Here is a 19,790-nt window from a genome sequence, read left to right on the forward strand (position 1 = left end):
AGAGATTCTTGAGATCCGATATGCCGCGAGGGGACAAGGTGAAAGGCGCGCGAGCCCGCCGCTGGCTAGCTCCCGTTCCACCCCAAGTCAACCACGCTTCAACTGCGACATACGACCCGGTTCGGCGCAGCGATGGTCCAAACAGGATGCCGGTTCCGCGCAGGTCGCTACCGTCCCTTTCTGTTCTGTCACCCACCGATCGCGGCTCGCGAATGCGCGCTAGTCCGCGCCGTCCGACCAGAACCGTTCGAGAACGGGATGCGTGTACCTTCCGAAGTCTTCGTCGCCTGACGCGGACTGCGGATAAAGCGGCGACACAGCCCGCCGCCGGACTCCGCTTCCTGCCGACGGCGCACCAGGCGATAGTTCACGTACATAGTTCAAGGGGCACTGGGTGAACATTCTCGCGCTCGCCCGTTCGGACATCGACGTCGAACGCCCGGCTCACTCAGAAACCGCTGGCGGCCTTCATCGCGCTCACCCGCCAGCCGGATCCGCCCCGGCCGTGAGAGGCAGCGGCAACGTCGGTTCCCGCGATGCGGCCAGACCGCCCTCGCCGCCGAGACCGCGCCGGGCGGCAGACCGTCCGCAGATCTGAAGGACAGCGCCGTGCAGAACCTCAGCATTCCGCCTACAGCAGCACTGAGTCACGAACGCTCTCTCCTCCAGACCACACTCCGCGGCCACTCGAAGAACGGCTTCTCGCGGCTGGCGGGAGGGCGAGCTGTCCGGCTCGCCGCTCGCGGGTTGCTGCTCGCCGCCCTGCTAGCAGCGCTCTGTGGGGCCCTGGGATGTGACCGGCAGAGCGGTTCACCGCGGCCTACGCCATCGCCGCCGGCTCCATCCCTGTCCGCGTCGCCGTCTCTCCCACCGGATGTCGCCGCGCGCAACGACGCGGTCGCCGCCTATACCGGTATGTGGGCCGCCTTCGCACATGCCGGAGAGACGGCCGACTACAAGTCACCGGAGCTGCCCCGCTACGCGACCGGAGAGGCTCTCACCCGGCTGGTGAACGCCCTCCGCACCAACCACGGCAAGAAGCGCTACTACCGTGGTCGCCCGATTCTTGCCCCCGAGGTCACGGCCGCCGAGCCGAAGGACACCCCCACCCGCGTCACGATTCTGGACTGTGAGGACAGCCGTAACTGGCTGGCGGTGGATGCCGACGGAAAGCCAGATGGCACACCGGATCCATCGTCACAGCGTCAGCAGGTCGAGGCCACGGTGGTCAAAACAGGCGCGGTATGGAAGGTGTCGCGGTTCGTTGCCCCAGAGGGCAGCTCATGCTGAATCGGCCCGCCGCAGCTGTACTCGTGGTCATCACGACCGCAGGCGCCATCCTGGCGTCGAGCGCAGCCCCAGGGTGGGCGGATGGCCCCAATCCCACCGGGGATGTGCGGTGTCGCCAGGGCGACGAGAGTTGCAACGTCAGCGCGCGGAGCCCAGGATCCCGGCGACCTGATACACCGGATGCCCCGCCGGTCACGGGCGCGGAGCAGCCTCGTCGTCCCGGCCCCGGCCTCGGAGCGCTGGCCGATGGAACACCGCAGGCGGCGACTGCGGAGCAAGCTAGCGTCGTGGCGGTGTCGCGGCTGAATTTGCCTCGTCCTCCGGTGGTGTCGAATCCTTCGCCGCAGGTGACGCAGTTGGTCGGTCTGCCGGTGTGGCTGTGGGTGCCGCAGCAGTGGTGGGCGGCTCGGTCGGCGAGCGCGTCGGTGCCGGGGTTGACGGTGACCGCGACGGCGGTGCCGGACCGGATTGTGTGGCAGACCGGTGACGGCAACCAGGTGGTGTGCCGAGGGCCGGGCACGCCGTGGCGGCCCGGGATGGACGCAGCGAAGCCGTCTCCGACGTGTGGCCACACCTACCGCTCGCCGTCCTCGGCGCAGCCCGGCGGGAAGTTCCGGGTCGTCGCCACGGTGGTGTGGCGGGTGACCTGGGCCGGCGGCGGCCAGAGCGGCACGGAACCGGCGCTGGGGACCTCGACCACGACGACGCTGCGGGTCGGCGAGTCCCAAGCCCTACTCACACCGCAACGGCGCTGATCACACCCGTGACCGCTCAATTGGTGACAGCCCAGTTCATGACGGCGATGACCGGATGACCCTCCGAACCACGAACGTGAGGACGGCAAGCACGACATGGCATCCACAGCGTTGAGCTCCTCCGCGCCGCACGCTCCCCAGCGCTCACCCGCGGAGTTCTCGGGTCGATCTCGGCGGCGTCGCCCCGCGTGGCTGATCGGCGGCGCCGTCCTGGTGGTGATGTGTGCGTTGGGGTCGGCGTTCTGGTGGTCGCACACCTCCGGGCGCGTCGCAGCACTCGCGGTCGCGACGAACGTACCGGCGGGACAGGTCATCACCGACCGGGATCTGCAGACGGTGCAGGTGGCCGCCGACTCGAGCGTCAGCCTGGTCCGCGCCTCCGAACGCAACACCGTGGTCGGGCAGACCGCCGCCGTGCCGCTGACCGCGGGCTCCCTACTCAGCGCGGCGATGCTCGGCGCTCCGGCGCCGCCGGCCACAGGTCAGGCGGTGGTGGCCGTGTCGGTGGATCCCGGCCGGTTCCCGCCGGCGCTAACGGCCGGTTCGACCGTCACCGTCGTCGCCGCTAAGTCCGGCGACACTGTAGCGGGCTCGGCGACGCCCGGCGCCGCTCCGGCCGCGCCGGAGCGGAGCGGCCAGCGCTGGCCGGGCGTGGTGCTCGCGGTGGATCCGGCCGTCGATGGGCGCGGCGGAGCGGTGGTGACGCTGCGAATGGCCGCCGCGGACGCCCCCGACGTAGCCGCGGCCGGGCCGGTGGCGCTGGTCCAGCGGCATCCCGGAGAGAACTGATGCCACTGATCGTGTGGGCTTCGGCGTCCGGGGCGCCGGGGGTGACGAGCACCGCGCTGGCAGTGACCGCCGCGTGGCCGGCCCTCGCCCGCCTGGAACCGGTCACGCCAGACGAAGGAAGCTCAGCGCCCATCCTGGTGGAGGCCGACCCCTACGGCGGGGACCTCGCGGCGCGATTCCGGGCGGGTGAGGAACCGGGTCTGGCGGGACTCGCGGCAGCCGCGCGGTCTCCGCGCGGCCCGGACGAGATGGCCGCGATGACGCGCTCCTACGCGCGGACACTCGGGGGCACTCAGCTGGTGACCGCGCCGGTCGGCTCGGGCCAGACCCGAGCCGCGCTGAGTATTCTCGCCGCCCCAGGGGGGCCGCTCGCGGTGGCCGGTCTGGCCGCGACGCCGCTGCTGATCGACGCCGGGCGGCTGTCACCGGCCTCACCGATCGTGCCGCTGCTGCCCTCGGCGGACCTGATCGTGCTCGTGACCCGGACCGGTCTGGCCGAGCTGGCCCACACCCGGGAGCTGGCCGCGAACCTCACCCGTCTCAATCCCTCCCGGCAGGTGCTGCTGCGCGGACCGAACCCCTACCCTGCCCACGAGGTCGCCGCGCAGCTCGGTATACCGCTGCTGGGCTGCGTGCCCGATGACCGCCGCGCCGCCACGAGCCCGTTTCCGGATCGTTGGCGGCGGCGCGGGAAGTGGGTTCGCGCGATCACCGCAGTCGCGGCCCAATTGGCCGACGAGATCAGCACCGGGCACCCGCGATCGGCCGCCCTGGGCAGGCCGTCCGACCGGTACCGCGCCGGGGCGGCGCCGCGCATCGGCGTCACCGGCGGCACTCCTCCAGCGGCGGGAGACACCCCGCTAAGGGATGATCTCCCGGAGCAGAGTGGCGTCCCGAGCCGGGGTGGCCTTCCGGCGGGTGCGGCGTGGCCGGCGCCGGCTGCGCCCCGGTGGCCGGTACCGGCGCAGCGCATGCCTACGGGCAGCCGGGCACCCGCTGCACCCGCCCCCACGCTCCCCGGCGCCTCCGGAGGCCCCGACGTACCCAGCTCACCGGGCAACGAGGCCGCGCCGCCGGCACCGACCAGGAGGCCGTCGTGACCGCCGGACCACCCGCCGACGGGAGCAGGCCTCCATCCTCGTGGGCCCCGGTCAACGGGGCGGCGCCTCCCACCGCGACTTCTCATCCGGCAGCAGCGCCGCCACCGTCGCTATCGGGAGCCGACGTCGTCATGGCGCTGCGGCAACAGGTCGCCGAACGGCTAACCGCCCGTAGCCGCGCCGCAGACCAAAGCGGTGAGCCGCCCTGGACGCCCGAGCGGCGCCGCGGGGAAGCCGAGGTGTTGCTCGCGCAGCTGTTGCAGGAGCAGGCCACCGCGGCGATCAGCGCCGGCCGGGCCCCCCGGAACCCCGCCGCCGACCAGGCGTTGAGCGTGCGGGTGCTGGACGCGTTATTCGGGATGGGTGGCCTGCAGCCGCTGCTGGCCGACCCGCAGATCGAGAACATCAACGTCAACGGCTGCGATGTCGTGCACGTCCGCTACGCCGACGGGACACGCGCCCGGGTCGCGCCCGTGGCCGGGAGCGACGCTGAACTCGTCGAGCTCATCCGGGCGATCGCCGCCCGCGCCGGAGTGGAGGAACGCCGTTTCGACCGCGGCGCGCCCACACTCTCGGTTCAGTTACCGGACGGGTCCCGGTTGTTCGCGGTGATGGCCGTGACCGCCCGTCCTTCCCTCGCGATTCGCCGCCATCGCCACCGCACCGCCACCCTGCGGGATCTCCAGCGGCTGGGCACCATTGACCCCGGCCTGGACGCTTTCTTGTCCGCGGCGGTGCGGGCGCGGCGCAACATCATCGTGTCCGGCGGCATGGCCGCCGGGAAAACCACCGTTCTGCGCGCCCTGGCCAGCGCCATCGACCCGTCCGAACGGCTGGTCACCGTCGAGGATGCCCTCGAGCTGGGTCTGAACACCGACGCCCGGGCGCATCCGGACGTGGTGGCGATGCAGGCCCGCGACCGCAACATCGAAGGCGAAGGGCAGATCACCGCCGCCGACCTGGTGCGGGCGGCGCTGCGCATGTCCGCCGACCGGGTCATCGTCGGCGAGGTCCGCGGCTCGGAGGTGATCCCGATGCTCTCGGCGATGTCCCAAGGCAACGACGGGTCCATGGCCACCCTGCACGCATCCAGCTCCCAGCAGGTGTTTCTCAAGCTGGCCGCGTACGCGGTGCAGGCCGCCGAGCGGCTGCCGCTGGAGGCCACCGGACTGCTGGTCGCCTCCGCCGTCCACCTCGTCGTCCACCTGGAAACCACTCCGGGCGGGCAGCGTGTCGTGGCCAGCGTCCGGGAAGTCGTCGGCGCTGAGGGCGCGCAAGTGGTGTCCAACGAGCTCTACAAGCCCAGCGGCGACAAACGCGCCCGCCCCCACGTCCCGCCCAGCGAAGAACTCCTCACCGCCCTGACCGCGACCGGCTTCGACCCCAAGTGGCTGCACAACCCTGACGGGTGGTGGCCCTCATGACTCTGGATGCCTCGACCGCGCTGGCGGGTCTGCTCGGCGCCGGCATCGGTCTGGGACTCGTGCTGTTCCTCCTCGGACTGATCGGTACCACCACGGAGCCGTCCGCGCGGGCCGCATGGAGACCGAACGCCGGCGGCGGCCGGCGTATGCCGGTGCGCGCCCACGGGCGCCGGATCGCCCTGGCCTTCGCCGGTGGGCTGCTCGCGGTGCTGGTCACCCGCTGGCCGGTCGCGGGCCTGCTCGCCGCCGCCGCGGTCTGGTTCGCGCCCGCGGTCCTGGGACCCGACCGGGCCACCGCCGGGTCGGTCGCCCGCGCCGAGGCCATCGCCACCTGGGCCGAAATGCTGCGAGACACCCTGCAGGCCGCCGCCGGCCTCGAACAAGCACTCCTGGCCACCGCCCCGGCCGTCCCCGCGCCGATCCGCGCCGAGGTGGCGGCGCTCGCGGCGCGGATCCGCGGCGGGCAACACCTTCCGGCGGCCCTGCGCGCCGCCGCGGACGATTTCGACGACCCGACCGCCGATCTTGTGCTCGCCGCGCTGCTGCTGGCCGCCGAACATCAGGCCCGTCAACTCGGTCCGCTGCTCTCGGATCTGGGCGACGCCGCGCGGCAGCAGGCGACCGTGCAGCTACGGCAGGCCGCCGAACGCGCCCGCACCCGCACCTCCGTGCGAGTCATCACCGCCACCACCCTCGCGATGGCCGCCGGGCTGGTGCTGCTCAACCGCAGCTACCTCCAGCCGTATGACACCACCGCCGGGCAGCTCGTCCTCGCCACCGTCGGCGCCCTCTTCGCGGCCGGGTTCTGGTGGCTGACCCGGCTCGCCCGCCCGCAGGCCCCCGCCCGCCACCTCGCGCTCAGCCCTCCGGGCGCAACCGGCGGGCAGACGCGCGGCCCGGCCGTCCCCGCGACCCCGCCCGGAGGTGAGCGACGGTGATCGTGCCCCTGCTGCTCGGCGCCGGCATCGGTCTGGGCCTGATGGTGATCGCCGCCGGAATCTGGCCACCCAAACCGTCGCTCGCCGACGAACTCGCCGCACTCCACGCGCCACCAACGTCCGCGCCCCTCGCGTCCTTCGCGGCGCCGGCAGAGACGGCCGGATGGGCGGCCCGGTTGGGACGACCGGCCGTGCCGCTCCTCGAAGCCGCCGGACTACCCCGCACGAGTGTCCGCGCCGACCTCGCGGTCCTCGGCCGCCCACCCCAGCTGCACCTGGCCGAACAGGCCGCCACCGCCCTAGCCGGATTGTTCCTTCCTCCGCTGGTCGCCGCGCTGACCGCGCTGGCCAGCCTGCACTGGGGCTGGACCCTGCCGCTGTGGATCGCTCTCGCCCTGGCCGCCGGCGGGTTCCTCCTGCCCGACCTGGCCATCCACACCGAAGCCGGCCGACGCCGCGCCGAGTTCCGCCACGCCCTGTCCTCCTACCTCGACCTGGTCGTCATCTCGCTGGCCGGCGGCGCCGGCGTGCAGGCCGCCCTGCACTCCAGTGCGCAGATCGGCACCGGCTGGGCCAACCACCGGATCCGCGACGCCCTCCAGGAGGCAGCGCTCACTCCGGGCCTCACACCCTGGCAAGCCTTGGGCCGTCTCGGCGCCGAACTCGGCATCACCGACCTGACCGAGCTCGCGGCCACCGTCTCCCTCGCCGGCACCGAAGGCGCCAAGATCCGCACCTCCCTGCGGGCCCGCGCCGCCTCCCTCCGCGGACACCTATTGGCCGACCTGGACGCCGCCGGCGCGTCGGCGACCGAACGCATGAGCATCGGCGTCGTCGCCCTCTTCGCCGCGTTCCTCCTCTTCCTCGCCTACCCCGCGATCAGCCACGTCCTCACCGGGCTCTAGAAAGGACAGCCGCCGTGCACTCGATGTTCGCCAGGCTCGCCGACCACGTCGGCCGTGGCTCCCGGCGCCTCGCCGCGCCGCTGAGCGACCGACTACGTCGACGGGTACCGCGCGGCGAGGCCGGCTACAGCACCGAGACCGTTCTGGTCACCGCGCTGCTCGTGGCGCTGGCCATCGCGGTCCTCGGCATCATCGCCGCCAAGGTGCTGGCCAAAGCCAACGCCATCAACCTCGGCTGAACCCGGGGTCCGAACCGATGCCGAGCCCACTGCACACCGCCAGCCTCAGGCCACGCCCGGCGCCACCACGGCGCCTGCTGATCCGCGCCCTACGCAGCGGTTCAGGCCGCGGTTCGGATCGGGGTGCGGTCTCCGCCGAGTTGGCGCTCGCCACGCCGCTGCTGCTTCTGCTGCTAATGCTGGTCGTGCAGGCGGCCCTGGCCTGGCACGCCGTTCACGTCGCCGACGCCACAGTGACCCGCGCCGCGGACGCCGCCCGCCTGTCAGGCGCCACGGACGCCGACGGCCAGGCCGCCGCTGCCACGCTCACCGAGCAGCTCGGCTCCGGGCTACTCACCGACGTGCAGGTCACGGTCAGCCGCTCCGGCGGGCAGGTCACCGTCGAACTGACCGCCCACACCCCCACCGTGGTGCCCGGCCTGACCTGGACCGTGCACCGGCACGCCACCGCCCCCATCGAACAACCCACCGAGCCCGGCGGCGCCCCATGACCCCGCCCCGGCTCGGCCCAGCACGGCGGCGCGTTGCACGCCCCTTCCGCCGCGGGCCTCGGCGGGAGGCGGGTTCGATCACCGTTGAACTGACCCTGCTGACCCCGCTCGTGCTGCTCTTCGTGCTCCTGGTGGTCGCTGCCGGGCGACTCGCCGACGCCCAGGCCCGCATCGACCAGGCCACCTACACCGCCGCCCGCGCCGCCTCCCTCAGCCGCGACCCAGCCACTGCGACCAACACCGCCCGGGAAAGCGCGACCGCCGCCCTCGACCAGCCCGCCGCCTGCGCAGCCCTCGACGTCACCGTCGACACCACCGCCTACACCCCCGGAGGCAGCGTCACCGTGCACACCACCTGCGTGGTGAACCTGGCCGACCTCACCGGACTCGGGCTCCCCGGCAGCCGAACGCTGAGCAGCAGCTCCACCTCGCCGCTCGACAGATTCCGGGCGGTCACCCCATGACCGCGCACCGGCACCCCAACGACCTGCGTACCCGCAGCCAGCGCCGCCCCGGCCGGCTCGGTCACGGCCCGCGTCCCCGCAGTCTGCGTGCCCGCGGCCAACGCGCCGGCCGCGGCCGTCGCTGGGGTGAGGACGGGCAGGCCACCGCGTTCCTCGCCGTCCTGGTCCTCGCGCTCCTGCTGCTGGCCGGCCTCGTGCTCGACGGGGGCGTGGCGCTGGCGGCGCGGACCTGCGCGCTGGATGCCGCCCAGTCCGCGGCTCGCGCCGGCGCCCAGCAACTTGACCTGCCGCTCTACCGCGCCACCGGTCAGCTGCGTCTGGACCCCGCCCAGTCCCTCCGCGCCGCGCAAGACTTCCTCGCCGCAGCTGGGACGCCGGGGGAGGTCACCGCCACCACCGCAGCGGTCACCGTCACCACGCACACCGACCGGCCCGCGCAGCTGCTGCAACTCGTCGGGGTGGACACGCTGCGGGCCGCCGGCACCGCGACCGCTACCCCCACCGCCCCCGGGAACCAGCCATGAGCGCGCTCCGGCCCGGATCGTGGGCGCCACCGGCACCCGCACGCGCACCGGCTCTCGGCACCCCCGCCGGTCGCCGACGGCAACCGGTCCTGGCGCACCGGAGCCTGCTGGGGTCCTTGACACAACTGCCGCAGATAGGCGGCGCGTGCACCGCGGGTCAGGCCGCCGGCCGACCGCAACGGCGAAGGAGACCATGATGCGCATCGTCGCGACCGTTCTCGGGCGCATCCTGCGGGCCCTCGGGGCGCTGCTTGTACTAGCGGGTTCGGTAGGCGGGGTGCCATGGCTGCTGATCGCCGCGGTCGGCTGGCCACTGCCGCGCCACGTCCCCACGCTCGGTGACGTGGCCGCGTGGCTAACCTCACCGATCGACGACGGCGGCATCTTCAAGGTCATCGCCTGCGTCGCCTGGGTGCTGTGGATCCTCTGGGTCAGTTCCCTGCTGCTGACGGCCTACGACCTGATCCGCTACGCCGGACAGTCCCGTCCTACACCCACCGGCATCCACGCCCTAGCCGCAGCACTACTCACCGCCATCACCCTCAACCTGTCCGGTGCCGCGTCCTTCGCCCAGCCGCCGGTCCCACCGGCCACCGTCGCCGCCGCCACACCCCTGTTTCCGGGCACGGCCGCCACGCCGGTCCTCGCCCTGGACGACCAACGCAGCACTGAGGCCGGACAGCCGGGCGGCACCGGATCAGACGGCGCCTACCCGCCGTGGCACACCGCAACCGACACCACGGAACGCGACAACCGGAACGCAGCGCTCGCCGGAACCGGCAGCACCACCACAGGAATACCGCGCTGTGTGGTCCAGGAGGACGACACCCTGTGGGATCTCGCCGACACCCACCTCGGCGACTCCGAACGGTGGGAAGAGCTCTACACCCTCAACCGCGGTCTCGTTCAAGACGACGGCCGCGCCCTGACCGACCCCGACCTCCTCATCCCCGGTTGGGTCCTCGTCCTACCCACCGGGCAACCCGCACCCGCGCCGACCACGCCGCCGACCGCGCCCGACAAGCCAGATGGGGCAACCGGACAGCCACCACCAGGTCAGCCGACAGTCCCTGGTCCGTCGGCCACCACGCCACGTCCGACACCGACCAAGCCTTCGGCCACGGCACCCAACCCATCGACCAGCGCATCGGCCACTCCCACTCCCGTGCCGCCGACTGCGCAAGACCCGGCAGAGAATCCCGCCACGACTTCTGGCGCCGAGCACGGCGTCGATCTGCCCGGTGGGTGGATCAGCGCCGGACTCGCGGCCGCGCTCGCCGCCGCCGGATCCCTGGCGTGGCTACGCCGCCGCCGCGTCTACCGGCCTGAACCACTTCCCGGGCCGAACCCTCGTGCCGCCGACCTACGGCCGCTGCCGCCGGTGATCGGCACCGTGCGGGAAGCCGTACACGAACTCGACCCCGGCCTCCTCAAATCCCGCAGCCCCGGACCGACCGTCGCTGAACTCGCCGACGCCGACTCGCCCGACCTACCGCCGCCGGGGCCCGACGGACCGCAACTGGCCGGGCTCGACGAGCCACTCCACCCACGCGGACTGGGCCTCACCGGCGACGGCGCAGTCGCTGCCGCCCGGGCGCTGCTCACCGCAACCCTCTCGGCCGGCGGACCCCAGGATCCCGACGCCGCCGGCACCGTCCTGATCCCCGCCGCCACCCTCGCCGAGCTCCTCGGCGCAGCCGCCCTCGACCTCGGCCCGCTGCCCCGCCTCCGCGTTCGCCCCGGCCTGCCCGACGCACTCACCACCCTCGAAGACCTGATCATCGCCCGCCGGCGAGAACTCGACGATCACGACGCCCCCGACTACGACACCCTCCACGCCGCCCACCCCTACCACCCCCCGCTGCCGCTGACGCTGCTCATCGCTGAAGTCCCCGCCCCGGCCCTGCACGCCCGCGTCACCGCCGCCCTGCAACTCGGCGGCCCCCTTCGTATCGCGGCGGTCTTCCTCGGAGATTGGCCCCCCGGCGACACCCGTCATGTCCACCCCGACGGCACCACCCGCCGTTCACCGACCGGCGACCGCAGTGGACCGCCGCCCCGGTTGTCAGTCCTCGACGTTCCCGCGGCTGCCGCCGCGCTTGAGGTCCTCCGCGAAGCCCACACCGGCGTTCCGCCTGCGACCGCCCCCTCCGCTCCCTCAGCCGCCATCGTTCCCGGTCCCGGGTCCGCACCTCGCCGACACCCGCCCAAGGTCGAGGACTCCCCGGATCAGACCAGTCCTCTACCACCCGACCGCCCGGCCTCAAGCCGGGGCGGCCCCTACGACGACTCCCCGCCTGCACCAGACGCAGACGGCGACCTCTCATCGGAGGCCACAGCCTCCGGTGGGCTCCGGGCACGCATCCAGGTTCTAGGTCACGCCCCGGTGATCCTCCCGATAGACGGGCCAGCGGTCACCGGTGCCCGCTCCCAAGCCGTCCAGTTGCTGGCCCTGCTCGCCGCGCACCGCGACGGCATGGACCTGTCCGACATCATGGAGGTCTTCTACCCCACCGCTACCGTGCGGCGAGCCTCCCAGCGGCTGTCCACCACCGTCGGCAACCTACGAAACCGCATCCGCACCGCCGCCGGCGACCCGAACAATAAAGAGAAGCTCGAACCAGTGCTCAACACCGGAAGCCACTACCAACTCAACCCCGACCTACTGTTCATCGACTGGTGGCACTTCCAAGACGCCCTCGCCCAAGCCGCCACCGCCGACGGCGACCAGCGCCTGGCCGCGCTCCGGCGCGCCGTCGAACTCTGGACCGGACCACTTCTGGACGGCTGCAACTACCGCTGGGTCGAATCACACCGCGAGTACTCCCGCCGGCAAGGCATCACCGCCCACACCCAGCTCGCCGCCCTGCTCGGCGATACTGATCCCGACCAGGCCGCCAGCATCCTCGACGACGCCTGCAGGATCGACCCGCTCAACGAAGACGTCGCCCGGCTCGCGATGCGCGCGCACGCCCGAACGGGCAACACCGCCGTAGTGCGCACCCGGCTCGAAACACTCGCCGCCGCCCTCGCCGACATCGACGAAGAACCCGACGAAGCCACCATCGAACTCGCGGGCCAGATCATGCAGCGATCCGCCGCGCCGCGCCGCTCCAGCCCTCGACCGACGCACACCCTGCACACCGACCGCCGGTGACCTCGGCGTCAGGAGCTGTCCATCGGTCTCGGCGCTGGTGCCGGACGGTGGTTCGCGCCGACCGGGGCCATCCGGTCGCCTTTCTCATAGCCGAGGTGCTCGGTCATCTCGGCGTCCAGCGCGGCCTGCAGCGCAGTCTTGGCGATCTGTGGCAGCGACCCGTCCGGCCCGACCAGAGACAACCCTTCGGCGCGGGCCTCTAGTTGGCGGGTTAGTGGCGACGTCGCCCTGTTGGCTGTGATCCGGTCGGCCCGGCTGTCGCGCCGGCTGTTCTAAGGCGGCACAGGTGGCTCGGTGCTCGCCGTGGTCGTTGGCGGAGCTGGTGGATCCGGCGGCGGTGAGCACCCCGGCCGCTTCCCTCTCAGCGCGAGCCCAGGCGCCGGCGCAGAAATCGGCCGAAAGGGGTGAACCGCAGTTGGCGCAGAGCCGGGACCGGTTCGACCCTGCCAGCGGCCCAGAGGGCACAGCCGACGCAGATGAACACCCCGGGTGTGCTGCCCAGCTCCGTGACCTCGCGCAGCGGCAGGTCACGGCCACAGCAGCCGCACCGACGGCGATCGGATTCGCGGATTGTTTCGGCGGCGGCGGTCATGAGGGGATCCTTTCCCGCAGCGCGGCGGCGATGTCGGCCTGGTCGGGCGCCCCGGCCAGGCCGGTCGCGGTCGGGTAGAGCCGGCATGTCAGCCCGTCGGGCATCGGCCCGCTGGGGAACCGATCGTGTCCGTCGATCAGCAGCGTCGGCAAGCCCCGGAACCCGGCCGCCGCAGCCGCGGCGCCACTGGCCATCGGTACGTAAGCGACCGCGATGTCGGATCGCCCGTGTTCGTCGAGCGCAGCCCGCAGCCGGCGGCCCGCCGCCCGCCACGAGGGGCAGCCTGCGAAGTGGACGACCGAGACCTGCATCGGCCCATCGTCCACCCAATCCCGGCGAAGGACACCAGCAGATGCCCGACGGAGCTCAGGCTCAGAACGGGCTTCCCTCGCAAGTCGTCAGCAGGCGCGCACGACGGTCGGTCCTCATCATCGTCGTCGTTGCCTTCGACGAGTTCGCCTTTCCAGGCTTCACGGCCTTAATGGATGGCGAATACGGCGATGGCGAAACCGGCGACCGGATCGAGCCAGGCAGCGCCGGTGAGTGCAAACAGACCGAGCCCGGCGAGGGTGGAGATGCGCAGCAGCACGCAGATCCGGGTTTCGGCGGCGTCGGCCATGATCAGCGGGCCCCCGCCGAACTGCAGCGCGACCCCGCCCTTTGGCCGTAGCCAGCAACGGTATGGCCACCACCGAGGCGGTCAAGAGCACCAGGCCGACGATCCACGTGTCGGGTGCTTTCCCACCGACGAGGCTGCGGATGCCTCGATCACGACGTAGGCGGCGAGCACGTAGAAGGCGACCGCGACGACTACGAGGGTGCGGCGTTCCTTGGCTCCGTCGTGCTTCGCCGTGGCGCAGCCGGGCGGCCAGACACAGGCCGACGAGGATCGCGGCGGCCGATTCGATACCGGAGTCAAGGCCGAATCCACAATGGAGACGAGGCCAGGCGGTGATCGCGATCCGCCTTCGACGACGTTGTAAGCGACGGTGATCTGCGCTAGACGCAACCCGCGGCGGGTGAGTCGGTCCGTGTCGGCCGGGCTGAGCGCGGCCGCGGGGCGGGTGCTGGGGTCACTGTCGTGTCCGGTCTCGCAGCTGTAGCTGGGGCAGAGCGCGACGGCTTCCCCGGTCACGGCGAGTAGACGCTCGGCGGCGCGCAGAAGATCCACCAACTCCGGCCGGGCCAAGGCATAGAACATCTGCCGCCTCTCAGGGCGGCCGGTGACCAGGCCACAGTCGCGCAGGCTCGCCAGGCGCGCCGACACGGTCGACTGGGCCACACCGTGCACGCCGGTCAGATCCGCCACCCGCACTCCCCGTCGGCCAGGCGGTGCAGTCATCGCGTTCCCGCCAGTGACACCTGGGCTACCGTACCCCCCTAATGTATAGGTTCATAGCGCCTGCTCATCGCCATCGCTGTGGCGCGCGACCATCCCCACTCCCTTGACTAACATACCACCGGGGGGTATCAATTTGGCTGTCCGCAGGGATAACGAACGAGGAGTAGGACGATGTCGAAGGATTCTCGACGCGGTTGGGCGCTGGGTCTGATCGCGCTGGCCCAGTTCATGGTCATCATGGACACGTCGATCATCGGCGTGGCGCTGCCACGCATGCAGATCGACCTGGGCTTCGATCCGGACGATCTGTCGTGGGTGTTCAACGCCTACGTCGTCGCGTTCGGTGGACTGCTACTGCTCGGTGGCCGGCTCGCCGACCTGTTCGGGGCGCGCCGGTTGTTCGTGGTCGGTTGGGGGGTGCTCGCGGTCGGGTCGTTGGCGGCTGGCCTTGCTCCGACTGCACCGATCGAGCTGGCGGCCCGCGCAGTGCAGGGCGCGGGTGCCGCGATGATCGCGCCCGCCGCGCTCACGCTGCTGATGATGATCTTCGGCGGCCAGCCCCGAGAACTGACCCGAGCCCTTGCGATCTACGGCGCGGCGGCACCGGCCGGTGGCACGGCCGGGGTGTTCCTCGGTGGTGTGATCACCGAGTACCTCAGCTGGCCGTGGGTGTTCTACCTGAACGTGCCGATCGCAGTCCTGGCCATGGTCGCCACCCCCGCGCTCATGCCAGGTGGAGGCGCGCGCCGAGGATCCCTCGACGTGCTCGGCGCCGCGACCGCAACCGCCGGACTAGGCGTCCTGGTTTACGCGATCGTCCAGGCCCCGCAGACCGGGTGGGACTCGATCCGCACCTGGCTGCTGCTGCTGGTCGGCGCGGCGCTGCTCGTCGGATTCATTGGCCTGCAGGCCGCCCGCCGCGAGCCGTTGGTCCGGCTGGCCATCTTCCGCGCTCCCGGCCTGGCCGCCGCCAACCTCGCGCAATTCCTGCTAGGCGCGGCGTGGATCCCGATGTGGTTCTACCTGAACCTCTACCTGCAGCAGGTCCTGGGCTACAGCGCCTTCCCTAGCGGCGCGGCGCTGCTCCCGATGACGTTGCTGATCATGGCCGGCATGGTGGTGCTCGCACCGAGGGTCATCGCCCGGTTCGGAACCGTTCCGACGGTCGTCGCCGGCCTGCTCGTGCTGGCCGCGGGTCTGGGCTGGCTGTCGCTCGTCCGCCCGGATGGCAGCTACGCGGTGGACGTGCTGCCGGCCTCTCTGGTCGCCGCGCTCGGGATGGCGCTGGCGTTCATCCCCTCGCTCGGGACCGCGATCTCCGCGGCTCGCCCGGAGGAAGGCGGTCTCGCGTCCGGGATCGTCAACACCAGCTACCAGATCGGCTCGGCGCTGGGACTGGCGGCCATGACCGCGGTAGCCGCCGCTTACGGCGCCGACCGGATCGGACAACCCGACGCGCTCACCGACGGCTACGCCGCGGCGTTCCTCGGCGCCGCCGGGATCGCCGTCGCCGGCGCGGCCCTGGCCTGGTTCACCCTCGGCCGGGTCAGCCGGACCGGCGATCGGTCATCGGGGCCGGCCGAGCACCGGGAGGCAGAGCCCGCCGGACGATAGGCCACACCGAGCAAGGGAGGGGCGGCGCCGTGTTGGCGCCGCCCCTCTTTTCGCCGACCGATGCTGGCCTGCGCCGAGGTACGGGGTCTTCACACGAGCGTGTCCACCGGGGCGCCGCAGAACGCGACGCCGTCCCTACAGCAACCGAGATCGACAGGTGGCCGCCCTGGTGATCGCTGGGAAGAAGCACAGGCCTGCAGCCTCGGCGACAACTCAGCGCTTGCCGCCCGGTCCGATAGCGCGTCACCGGAAACCGCTTAAGCGACCGCTTTATCTGCCGATAGTCCCGCAAGGTTGAGGTGAGGACGGCGCAGTGAGCGATCGGGGTGGGCGTCGGCCGGACGCCAGTTCGACCAGTAGATCATCACGGCCAGTTCGGCTACGGCAGCCGGAGGATGTACGCGCCTGGCTGTCGGGTCAGCCGTCCCTGGACGAACTATGCGCCGCCTACCCCGCTGAGTGGGAAGACGTACAGCGAGAGGTCGGCCAGGTTCTGGCACGAGGCGATGCGGACGAGTTGAAGACATACACCGCTGCAGTCGCCCGTCCGCGCTCGTCAGCGCACCAGAAACGCCGACGGCCGCCCCGTCGGGACGTGGAACAGGAGCTGCGAGCCGAGATTCGCCAGCGGATGACGGCAGCGGCGATACGCCAGCTTGCCCTGTCCGCAGCGACCGGCATTCGCTCGGGCCGCGTCCGCTTCGGCTTGGTCAACGGCTACGTGGCGCAGAAGCTGCTCTTCTCCCGCGACCTGGACCGAAGACCAGTATCGATGCGCCTGTTCCGGCTGGTTTGGCCGCTTCTGTGGCAGCGTCGGCTTCTCATGCCGCTGGTCGGCCGGAAGGGCATCTACTGCTTCTACTCGCGTGAGCTCTTGACGGAGCTGGTCCGCATGGCCGGCGGCCGCCCCTGCCTAGAAATCGCCGCCGGGGACGGCACGCTCGCGCGCTTCCTCCGCGACCAGGGAGCCGACGTCACCGCTACCGACGACTACAGCTGGAAACACGCTATCGATTTCCCCGGCGACGTCGAGCGCCTGGACGCCGCCAAAGCGCTGCGGCGGTACCAACCGGCTGTCGTGTTCTGCTCCTGGCCGCCGGCCGGCAACGGCTTTGAACGGGAGGTGTTCGCTACGGAAAGCGTCGAACTCTATGTCGTCATCAGCAGCAAGCACGAGTACGCGGCTGGTGACTGGGCCTCGTACCGCCGCCAGCGGTCGTTCGACTTCGCCGAGGACTCAACCCTCAGCCGCCTGGTCCTGCCACCGGAGCTCGACTCCGCCGTGTACGTGTTCCGTCGCCGCCACCCTTCCGGTTGAGGACGCTGTCCGTCGTCGACGGCACTGGCGACGCAACCCAACACCGGTCCCCCGCGTTCGGCTGGCACCGAATCGCCGCCGCTAGGGCTCGCTAATGTGCCGGCACGAGCACGGGGGTTCGCCGGGCAGCGAAGTCTTCCAGCCAGCCGAATAGAACGATGGCTGCGCCGATGAAGGCCCACGCGAGGGGGAACCAGAGGAACCACGCGTCGCTGCCGACCAGAGCGATGGCGCCGGCCAGCGCGACGCCGTGCCAGAGGAAGATGGTGACGGCGCGGGCGTTGAAGATGGTGACCGCCCGATCGAGCACCGGGGCTCGGGCGAGCCACCCGACCGGAAGTGAGAAGCGCATCAGCACGAGGACTGCGCCGCAGTAGAAGAGCCCGATCGCGAGGTCGCTGTTGAGCAACGACCAGGGCGACGCGCCGCTCGCGGCGGCGCCGTCGTTGCCTGGGCCGAGGAGCCAGGCGATGCCAGCGAGGGCGAAAGCAGCCCCGATGGCGAGTAGAACGGGCAGGCGGGTGCGTTTGAGGACACCCTCAGCGGCGGCGAATCCAACGAGCCAGCACCCCAGGTAGGTGAGGAAGTCCTTGATCGTTCGCCCCCACCAGTCCGCCACCGTGATGATTTCGGTCTCTACGAGGGCAAGCACCGCGAACGGCAGGCTGAGGAGGACCCAGGGCGCTCTGCGGAAGAGGGGAAGGAGAACCGGGGACAGGAGGACGTAGAGCAGGTAGGTCTTGATGTACCAGAGAACTCCCCATCCGATGACTCCCCACTGGCTTCCTGGGGGGTTGCCGATGGGCAGAAGCCAGAACACCAGCTGCCAGGTAGGAGCTGCGCTCCCGTCTGCGTCCACCCAGTGTGCGGGGTGGCCGTCGTGCCAGAGCATGACCGGAACCCAGATCGCGGCGAAGATCCAGAGGACCGGGAGCAGGCGTCGGAGTCGGCTGCTGACCGCCTGGCCGGCCGACCGATCGATCGATCTCACCATCAGGGCTCCGGCCAAGGCGAACATGATTCCCATCGACGGGAACCACTTGAGCCAGATGAGGGGGGAGGCGTGGTAGATGACGACGCGCACCAGAGCCAGGAAGCGCAGCAGGTCGAAGTAGCGATTGCGGCGCGGTTCCGCCGCGCCGTCGGCAGCGGGCTCTGCCGGTGCGGTCCTTTGGGGCGGTCGCGTAAGGACCCGCCGCGCGGTCAGCCAACGCACGGTCCCGTGCCCTCCCCGCTGCCCGCGCGCTGCTCGCCAATAGAAATCGACCGGTCTGTCTGCTGATGGGCGACCGAACCGCGGCGCCCGTCGCGTTGGCCGGCGCGGGCGACCGGATGGTGTTCCATGGAGGCCTTTCAGTCCGGAGGACAGGTGATCACCCAGTGCTGAGCAAGGGCGTATAGCGCCGCTTCCGCCCGCTGCGGGATTACGGCGCGGAAGCCTTCAGCTGGCCAGGACTCTCCCTCGAGTCCCTGGTCATCCGTGCCGGTCGAGGCGGGCGGCATAGCCGGTGGCGTTGATGGCGTCGAGCACGTCGGCCGGAGCGCAGCGCGCGGTGTCCAGCTCGACCGTCGTGGTCGCGGCCCGCACGCTGGTGGACGAGGCTTTGACCCCCGGCAGGTCTTCGACGGCCTCATCGACGAGCAAGCCGCAGCTGGCGCAGTGCATGCCGGTGACCTGGATCGTGAGGGTCGTGAGGGTGTCAGCCATGGTCAGCTCCTCCCGGTGGGGGTGATCGTGAGTTGGCCGCGGTACATACCCATGCCGCAGCTGTAGTGGAGCGTTCCGGGAGTCAACCGGCCTAGATCGATGCGGGTGTCGCCGGTCCGCGGCAGTATCCAGTCGCGGTTGAGGGCGGGGATGACGAATGAGCGGATGCATCCCTCGGCGTTTTCGGCGCGGATGATGAGCACGGTGGGCACGCCGGCGCGGACCGCGATGTTCGCCGGGGCGAAGGAGTCTGTCGTGGCGGTGACGATGACTTCCTGCTGGCCGGTGGGGCGAATGGAGACGACCGACGGATCGGCGACCGCCGGCGCTGGCCCTACTCCGAGGGTGCGAGGCAGATTACTGGCTGCGAGCGGCGAGTCGGCCAGAGTGAGACCCCCGTTGATCGTGTAAAGCCCCAATACGAGGACCAGCACGCCGACCACCGCCGCGAACCGTCCTCGCCAAGCGGTGGCGGCCTTACGCGCGGCATAACCCAGGAGCACGAACAAAGGGCTGGTACCGAGGACGAACACCGCCATCGTGGCGGCGCCGCCAGCCACGGAGCCCGTGGTGAGGGCGATCGCCTCGACCGACAGGGTGACTCCGCAAGGAATAAGCACGGTGAAGACGCCGAGCACCGCGGGGGCCAGGGCGGTGTCCGAGCGCGCTCGGAGCCGCACGTACCGGCTCCAGGACGCCGGTGGCTCGATGCGGATCCGGCGGAACCCCGGCACACCGAGCTGAGCCAAGGCCAGCAGCACGATGAGGACGCCGGCCAGCAGCTGAGTCCAAGTGCGCACGGTCGGCGACAAGCGGACAGCACTGCCCACCGCCCCCAGCAGGGCGCCGAGCGCTGTATGGGAGAGAAGTTTTCCGCCCAGGAACGCGGCGACCGGAGCCAAATCCGCTGTGAGGCCACCACTTCGAGACGCGACCCCGAGCGGGATGGTTGCCCCCGTTGCAGGCTCTTCGCCGCCCACACCTAACCGCGCAGCTGCCGCCGGGGCTCCCGCGGAGACTCTTGGCGTCTGCCCGGCGCGTTGGCGGGTGACCACTCCGGCCAGCAGACCACCCTGCACGGCGGCGCAGGACAGTCCGCCCGCGAACAAGCCGGTTACCAGGACCGCGCCCAGACTCACG

The 19,790-nt window shown here is 71.4% G+C and carries 21 protein-coding genes and 1 pseudogene; 15 read left to right on the plus strand and 7 right to left on the minus strand.

The genetic code is table 11. The annotated features are described in order from the left end of the window. Positions 1 to 609: 609 nt before the first annotated feature. From ABEB28_RS21910 to ABEB28_RS21965, 12 genes are all read left to right on the plus strand, one after another. On the plus strand, positions 610 to 1,290 hold the full coding sequence (locus tag ABEB28_RS21910) for a hypothetical protein (RefSeq protein WP_345730040.1): 681 nt from the start codon (positions 610 to 612) through the stop codon (positions 1,288 to 1,290). 347 nt (positions 1,291 to 1,637) lie between these two features. Further along, positions 1,638 to 2,045, plus strand: coding sequence for a hypothetical protein (locus tag ABEB28_RS21915; protein WP_345730041.1), 408 nt, complete (start codon positions 1,638 to 1,640; stop codon positions 2,043 to 2,045). A 96-nt stretch (positions 2,046 to 2,141) separates the two neighbouring features. After that, positions 2,142 to 2,834, plus strand: coding sequence for an SAF domain-containing protein (locus ABEB28_RS21920; protein ID WP_345730042.1), 693 nt, complete (start codon positions 2,142 to 2,144; stop codon positions 2,832 to 2,834). Then, complete coding sequence (locus ABEB28_RS21925; RefSeq protein WP_345730043.1) at positions 2,834 to 3,934, plus strand: CpaE-like family protein; 1,101 nt, start codon at positions 2,834 to 2,836, stop codon at positions 3,932 to 3,934. Before ABEB28_RS21920 ends, ABEB28_RS21925 begins: the two co-directional genes overlap by 1 nt. Before the next feature lie 131 nt (positions 3,935 to 4,065). After that, complete coding sequence (locus ABEB28_RS21930; protein WP_345730044.1) at positions 4,066 to 5,358, plus strand: TadA family conjugal transfer-associated ATPase; 1,293 nt, start codon at positions 4,066 to 4,068, stop codon at positions 5,356 to 5,358. Then, positions 5,355 to 6,296 (plus strand): type II secretion system F family protein, encoded by a 942-nt coding sequence (locus tag ABEB28_RS21935; RefSeq protein ID WP_345730045.1) that lies wholly within the window; start codon positions 5,355 to 5,357, stop codon positions 6,294 to 6,296. The genes ABEB28_RS21930 and ABEB28_RS21935 overlap by 4 nt, the downstream gene beginning before the upstream one ends. Further along, entirely contained in the window at positions 6,293 to 7,201 is a 909-nt protein-coding gene (locus ABEB28_RS21940) for a type II secretion system F family protein (RefSeq protein ID WP_345730046.1), read from the plus strand. The genes ABEB28_RS21935 and ABEB28_RS21940 overlap by 4 nt, the downstream gene beginning before the upstream one ends. Positions 7,202 to 7,224: 23 nt before the next feature. Further along, positions 7,225 to 7,440 (plus strand): hypothetical protein, encoded by a 216-nt coding sequence (locus ABEB28_RS21945; protein WP_345730104.1) that lies wholly within the window; start codon positions 7,225 to 7,227, stop codon positions 7,438 to 7,440. Between the two features lie 17 nt (positions 7,441 to 7,457). After that, complete coding sequence (locus tag ABEB28_RS21950; protein ID WP_345730047.1) at positions 7,458 to 7,931, plus strand: TadE/TadG family type IV pilus assembly protein; 474 nt, start codon at positions 7,458 to 7,460, stop codon at positions 7,929 to 7,931. Then, entirely contained in the window at positions 7,928 to 8,395 is a 468-nt protein-coding gene (locus tag ABEB28_RS21955) for a TadE/TadG family type IV pilus assembly protein (protein WP_345730048.1), read from the plus strand. The genes ABEB28_RS21950 and ABEB28_RS21955 overlap by 4 nt, the downstream gene beginning before the upstream one ends. Next, positions 8,392 to 8,919, plus strand: coding sequence for a pilus assembly protein TadG-related protein (locus ABEB28_RS21960; protein ID WP_345730049.1), 528 nt, complete (start codon positions 8,392 to 8,394; stop codon positions 8,917 to 8,919). The genes ABEB28_RS21955 and ABEB28_RS21960 overlap by 4 nt, the downstream gene beginning before the upstream one ends. A 196-nt stretch (positions 8,920 to 9,115) precedes the next feature. Further along, positions 9,116 to 12,076 carry an AfsR/SARP family transcriptional regulator gene (locus ABEB28_RS21965; protein WP_345730050.1) on the plus strand — a complete coding sequence of 987 codons (2,961 nt, stop codon included), beginning with the start codon at positions 9,116 to 9,118 and terminating at the stop codon, positions 12,074 to 12,076. Between the two features lie 8 nt (positions 12,077 to 12,084). On the opposite strand, the gene ABEB28_RS43195 is transcribed toward ABEB28_RS21965, so the two are convergent. The 3 genes from ABEB28_RS43195 to ABEB28_RS21980 all read right to left on the minus strand — a co-directional run bounded on the left by ABEB28_RS43195 (position 12,085) and on the right by ABEB28_RS21980 (position 12,979). After that, positions 12,085 to 12,258, minus strand: coding sequence for a hypothetical protein (locus ABEB28_RS43195; RefSeq protein WP_425558985.1), 174 nt, complete (start codon positions 12,256 to 12,258; stop codon positions 12,085 to 12,087). A gap of 179 nt (positions 12,259 to 12,437) precedes the next feature. After that, positions 12,438 to 12,668: a hypothetical protein gene (locus ABEB28_RS21975; protein ID WP_345730051.1), complete on the minus strand. Its 231-nt coding sequence runs from the start codon at positions 12,666 to 12,668 to the stop codon at positions 12,438 to 12,440. Beyond that, on the minus strand, positions 12,665 to 12,979 hold the full coding sequence (locus tag ABEB28_RS21980) for a hypothetical protein (protein WP_345730052.1): 315 nt from the start codon (positions 12,977 to 12,979) through the stop codon (positions 12,665 to 12,667). Before ABEB28_RS21980 ends, ABEB28_RS21975 begins: the two co-directional genes overlap by 4 nt. A 41-nt stretch (positions 12,980 to 13,020) precedes the next feature. Here ABEB28_RS21980 and ABEB28_RS21985 point away from each other — a divergent pair, with 41 nt between their 5' ends. After that, positions 13,021 to 13,338, plus strand: a complete 318-nt coding sequence (locus tag ABEB28_RS21985) for a hypothetical protein (protein ID WP_345730053.1) — start codon at positions 13,021 to 13,023, stop codon at positions 13,336 to 13,338. A 405-nt stretch (positions 13,339 to 13,743) separates the two neighbouring features. On the opposite strand, the pseudogene ABEB28_RS21990 reads toward ABEB28_RS21985, so the two are convergent. Continuing rightward, positions 13,744 to 14,006, minus strand: a pseudogene (locus ABEB28_RS21990) (ArsR/SmtB family transcription factor); the annotation flags it as partial. Positions 14,007 to 14,181: 175 nt separating this feature from the next. Between ABEB28_RS21990 and ABEB28_RS21995 the strand changes: the two are divergent. Together ABEB28_RS21995 and ABEB28_RS22000 are read left to right on the plus strand one after the other, a co-directional pair. Further along, positions 14,182 to 15,624 carry an MFS transporter gene (locus ABEB28_RS21995; protein WP_345730054.1) on the plus strand — a complete coding sequence of 481 codons (1,443 nt, stop codon included), beginning with the start codon at positions 14,182 to 14,184 and terminating at the stop codon, positions 15,622 to 15,624. A gap of 595 nt (positions 15,625 to 16,219) precedes the next feature. Further along, the gene (locus ABEB28_RS22000; protein ID WP_345730055.1) at positions 16,220 to 16,942 is read left to right on the plus strand and encodes a class I SAM-dependent methyltransferase; all 723 of its coding nucleotides are present in this window, start codon (positions 16,220 to 16,222) and stop codon (positions 16,940 to 16,942) included. 91 nt (positions 16,943 to 17,033) lie between these two features. On the opposite strand, the gene ABEB28_RS22005 is transcribed toward ABEB28_RS22000, so the two are convergent. The 3 genes from ABEB28_RS22005 to ABEB28_RS22015 all read right to left on the minus strand — a co-directional run bounded on the left by ABEB28_RS22005 (position 17,034) and on the right by ABEB28_RS22015 (position 19,789). Then, entirely contained in the window at positions 17,034 to 18,158 is a 1,125-nt protein-coding gene (locus ABEB28_RS22005) for an acyltransferase family protein (RefSeq protein ID WP_345730056.1), read from the minus strand. 258 nt (positions 18,159 to 18,416) lie between these two features. Beyond that, the gene (locus tag ABEB28_RS22010) at positions 18,417 to 18,650 is read right to left on the minus strand and encodes a heavy-metal-associated domain-containing protein (protein WP_345730057.1); all 234 of its coding nucleotides are present in this window, start codon (positions 18,648 to 18,650) and stop codon (positions 18,417 to 18,419) included. Positions 18,651 to 18,652: 2 nt separating this feature from the next. Next, positions 18,653 to 19,789 carry a sulfite exporter TauE/SafE family protein gene (locus ABEB28_RS22015; protein ID WP_376981009.1) on the minus strand — a complete coding sequence of 379 codons (1,137 nt, stop codon included), beginning with the start codon at positions 19,787 to 19,789 and terminating at the stop codon, positions 18,653 to 18,655. Position 19,790 lies beyond the last annotated feature (1 nt).

It is taken from the genome of Cryptosporangium minutisporangium (genome assembly GCF_039536245.1).
Lineage (GTDB): Bacteria > Actinomycetota > Actinomycetes > Mycobacteriales > Cryptosporangiaceae > Cryptosporangium > Cryptosporangium minutisporangium.

Bases quoted from the DNA above. Each gene is read 5' to 3' on its own strand.
- ABEB28_RS21950 (WP_345730047.1), top strand. From the start codon at position 7,458: ATGCCGAGCCCACTGCACACCGCCAGCCTCAGGCCACGCCCGGCGCCA.
- ABEB28_RS21980 (WP_345730052.1), bottom strand. From the start codon at position 12,979: ATGCAGGTCTCGGTCGTCCACTTCGCAGGCTGCCCCTCGTGGCGGGCG.
- ABEB28_RS21985 (WP_345730053.1), top strand. From the start codon at position 13,021: ATGCCCGACGGAGCTCAGGCTCAGAACGGGCTTCCCTCGCAAGTCGTC.
- ABEB28_RS21935 (WP_345730045.1), top strand. From the start codon at position 5,355: ATGACTCTGGATGCCTCGACCGCGCTGGCGGGTCTGCTCGGCGCCGGC.
- ABEB28_RS21955 (WP_345730048.1), top strand. From the start codon at position 7,928: ATGACCCCGCCCCGGCTCGGCCCAGCACGGCGGCGCGTTGCACGCCCC.
- ABEB28_RS21930 (WP_345730044.1), top strand. From the start codon at position 4,066: ATGGCGCTGCGGCAACAGGTCGCCGAACGGCTAACCGCCCGTAGCCGC.
- ABEB28_RS21920 (WP_345730042.1), top strand. From the start codon at position 2,142: ATGGCATCCACAGCGTTGAGCTCCTCCGCGCCGCACGCTCCCCAGCGC.
- ABEB28_RS22010 (WP_345730057.1), bottom strand. From the start codon at position 18,650: ATGGCTGACACCCTCACGACCCTCACGATCCAGGTCACCGGCATGCAC.
- ABEB28_RS21925 (WP_345730043.1), top strand. From the start codon at position 2,834: ATGCCACTGATCGTGTGGGCTTCGGCGTCCGGGGCGCCGGGGGTGACG.
- ABEB28_RS21975 (WP_345730051.1), bottom strand. From the start codon at position 12,668: ATGACCGCCGCCGCCGAAACAATCCGCGAATCCGATCGCCGTCGGTGC.
- ABEB28_RS21965 (WP_345730050.1), top strand. From the start codon at position 9,116: ATGCGCATCGTCGCGACCGTTCTCGGGCGCATCCTGCGGGCCCTCGGG.
- ABEB28_RS21960 (WP_345730049.1), top strand. From the start codon at position 8,392: ATGACCGCGCACCGGCACCCCAACGACCTGCGTACCCGCAGCCAGCGC.
- ABEB28_RS21945 (WP_345730104.1), top strand. From the start codon at position 7,225: ATGTTCGCCAGGCTCGCCGACCACGTCGGCCGTGGCTCCCGGCGCCTC.
- ABEB28_RS21995 (WP_345730054.1), top strand. From the start codon at position 14,182: ATGTCGAAGGATTCTCGACGCGGTTGGGCGCTGGGTCTGATCGCGCTG.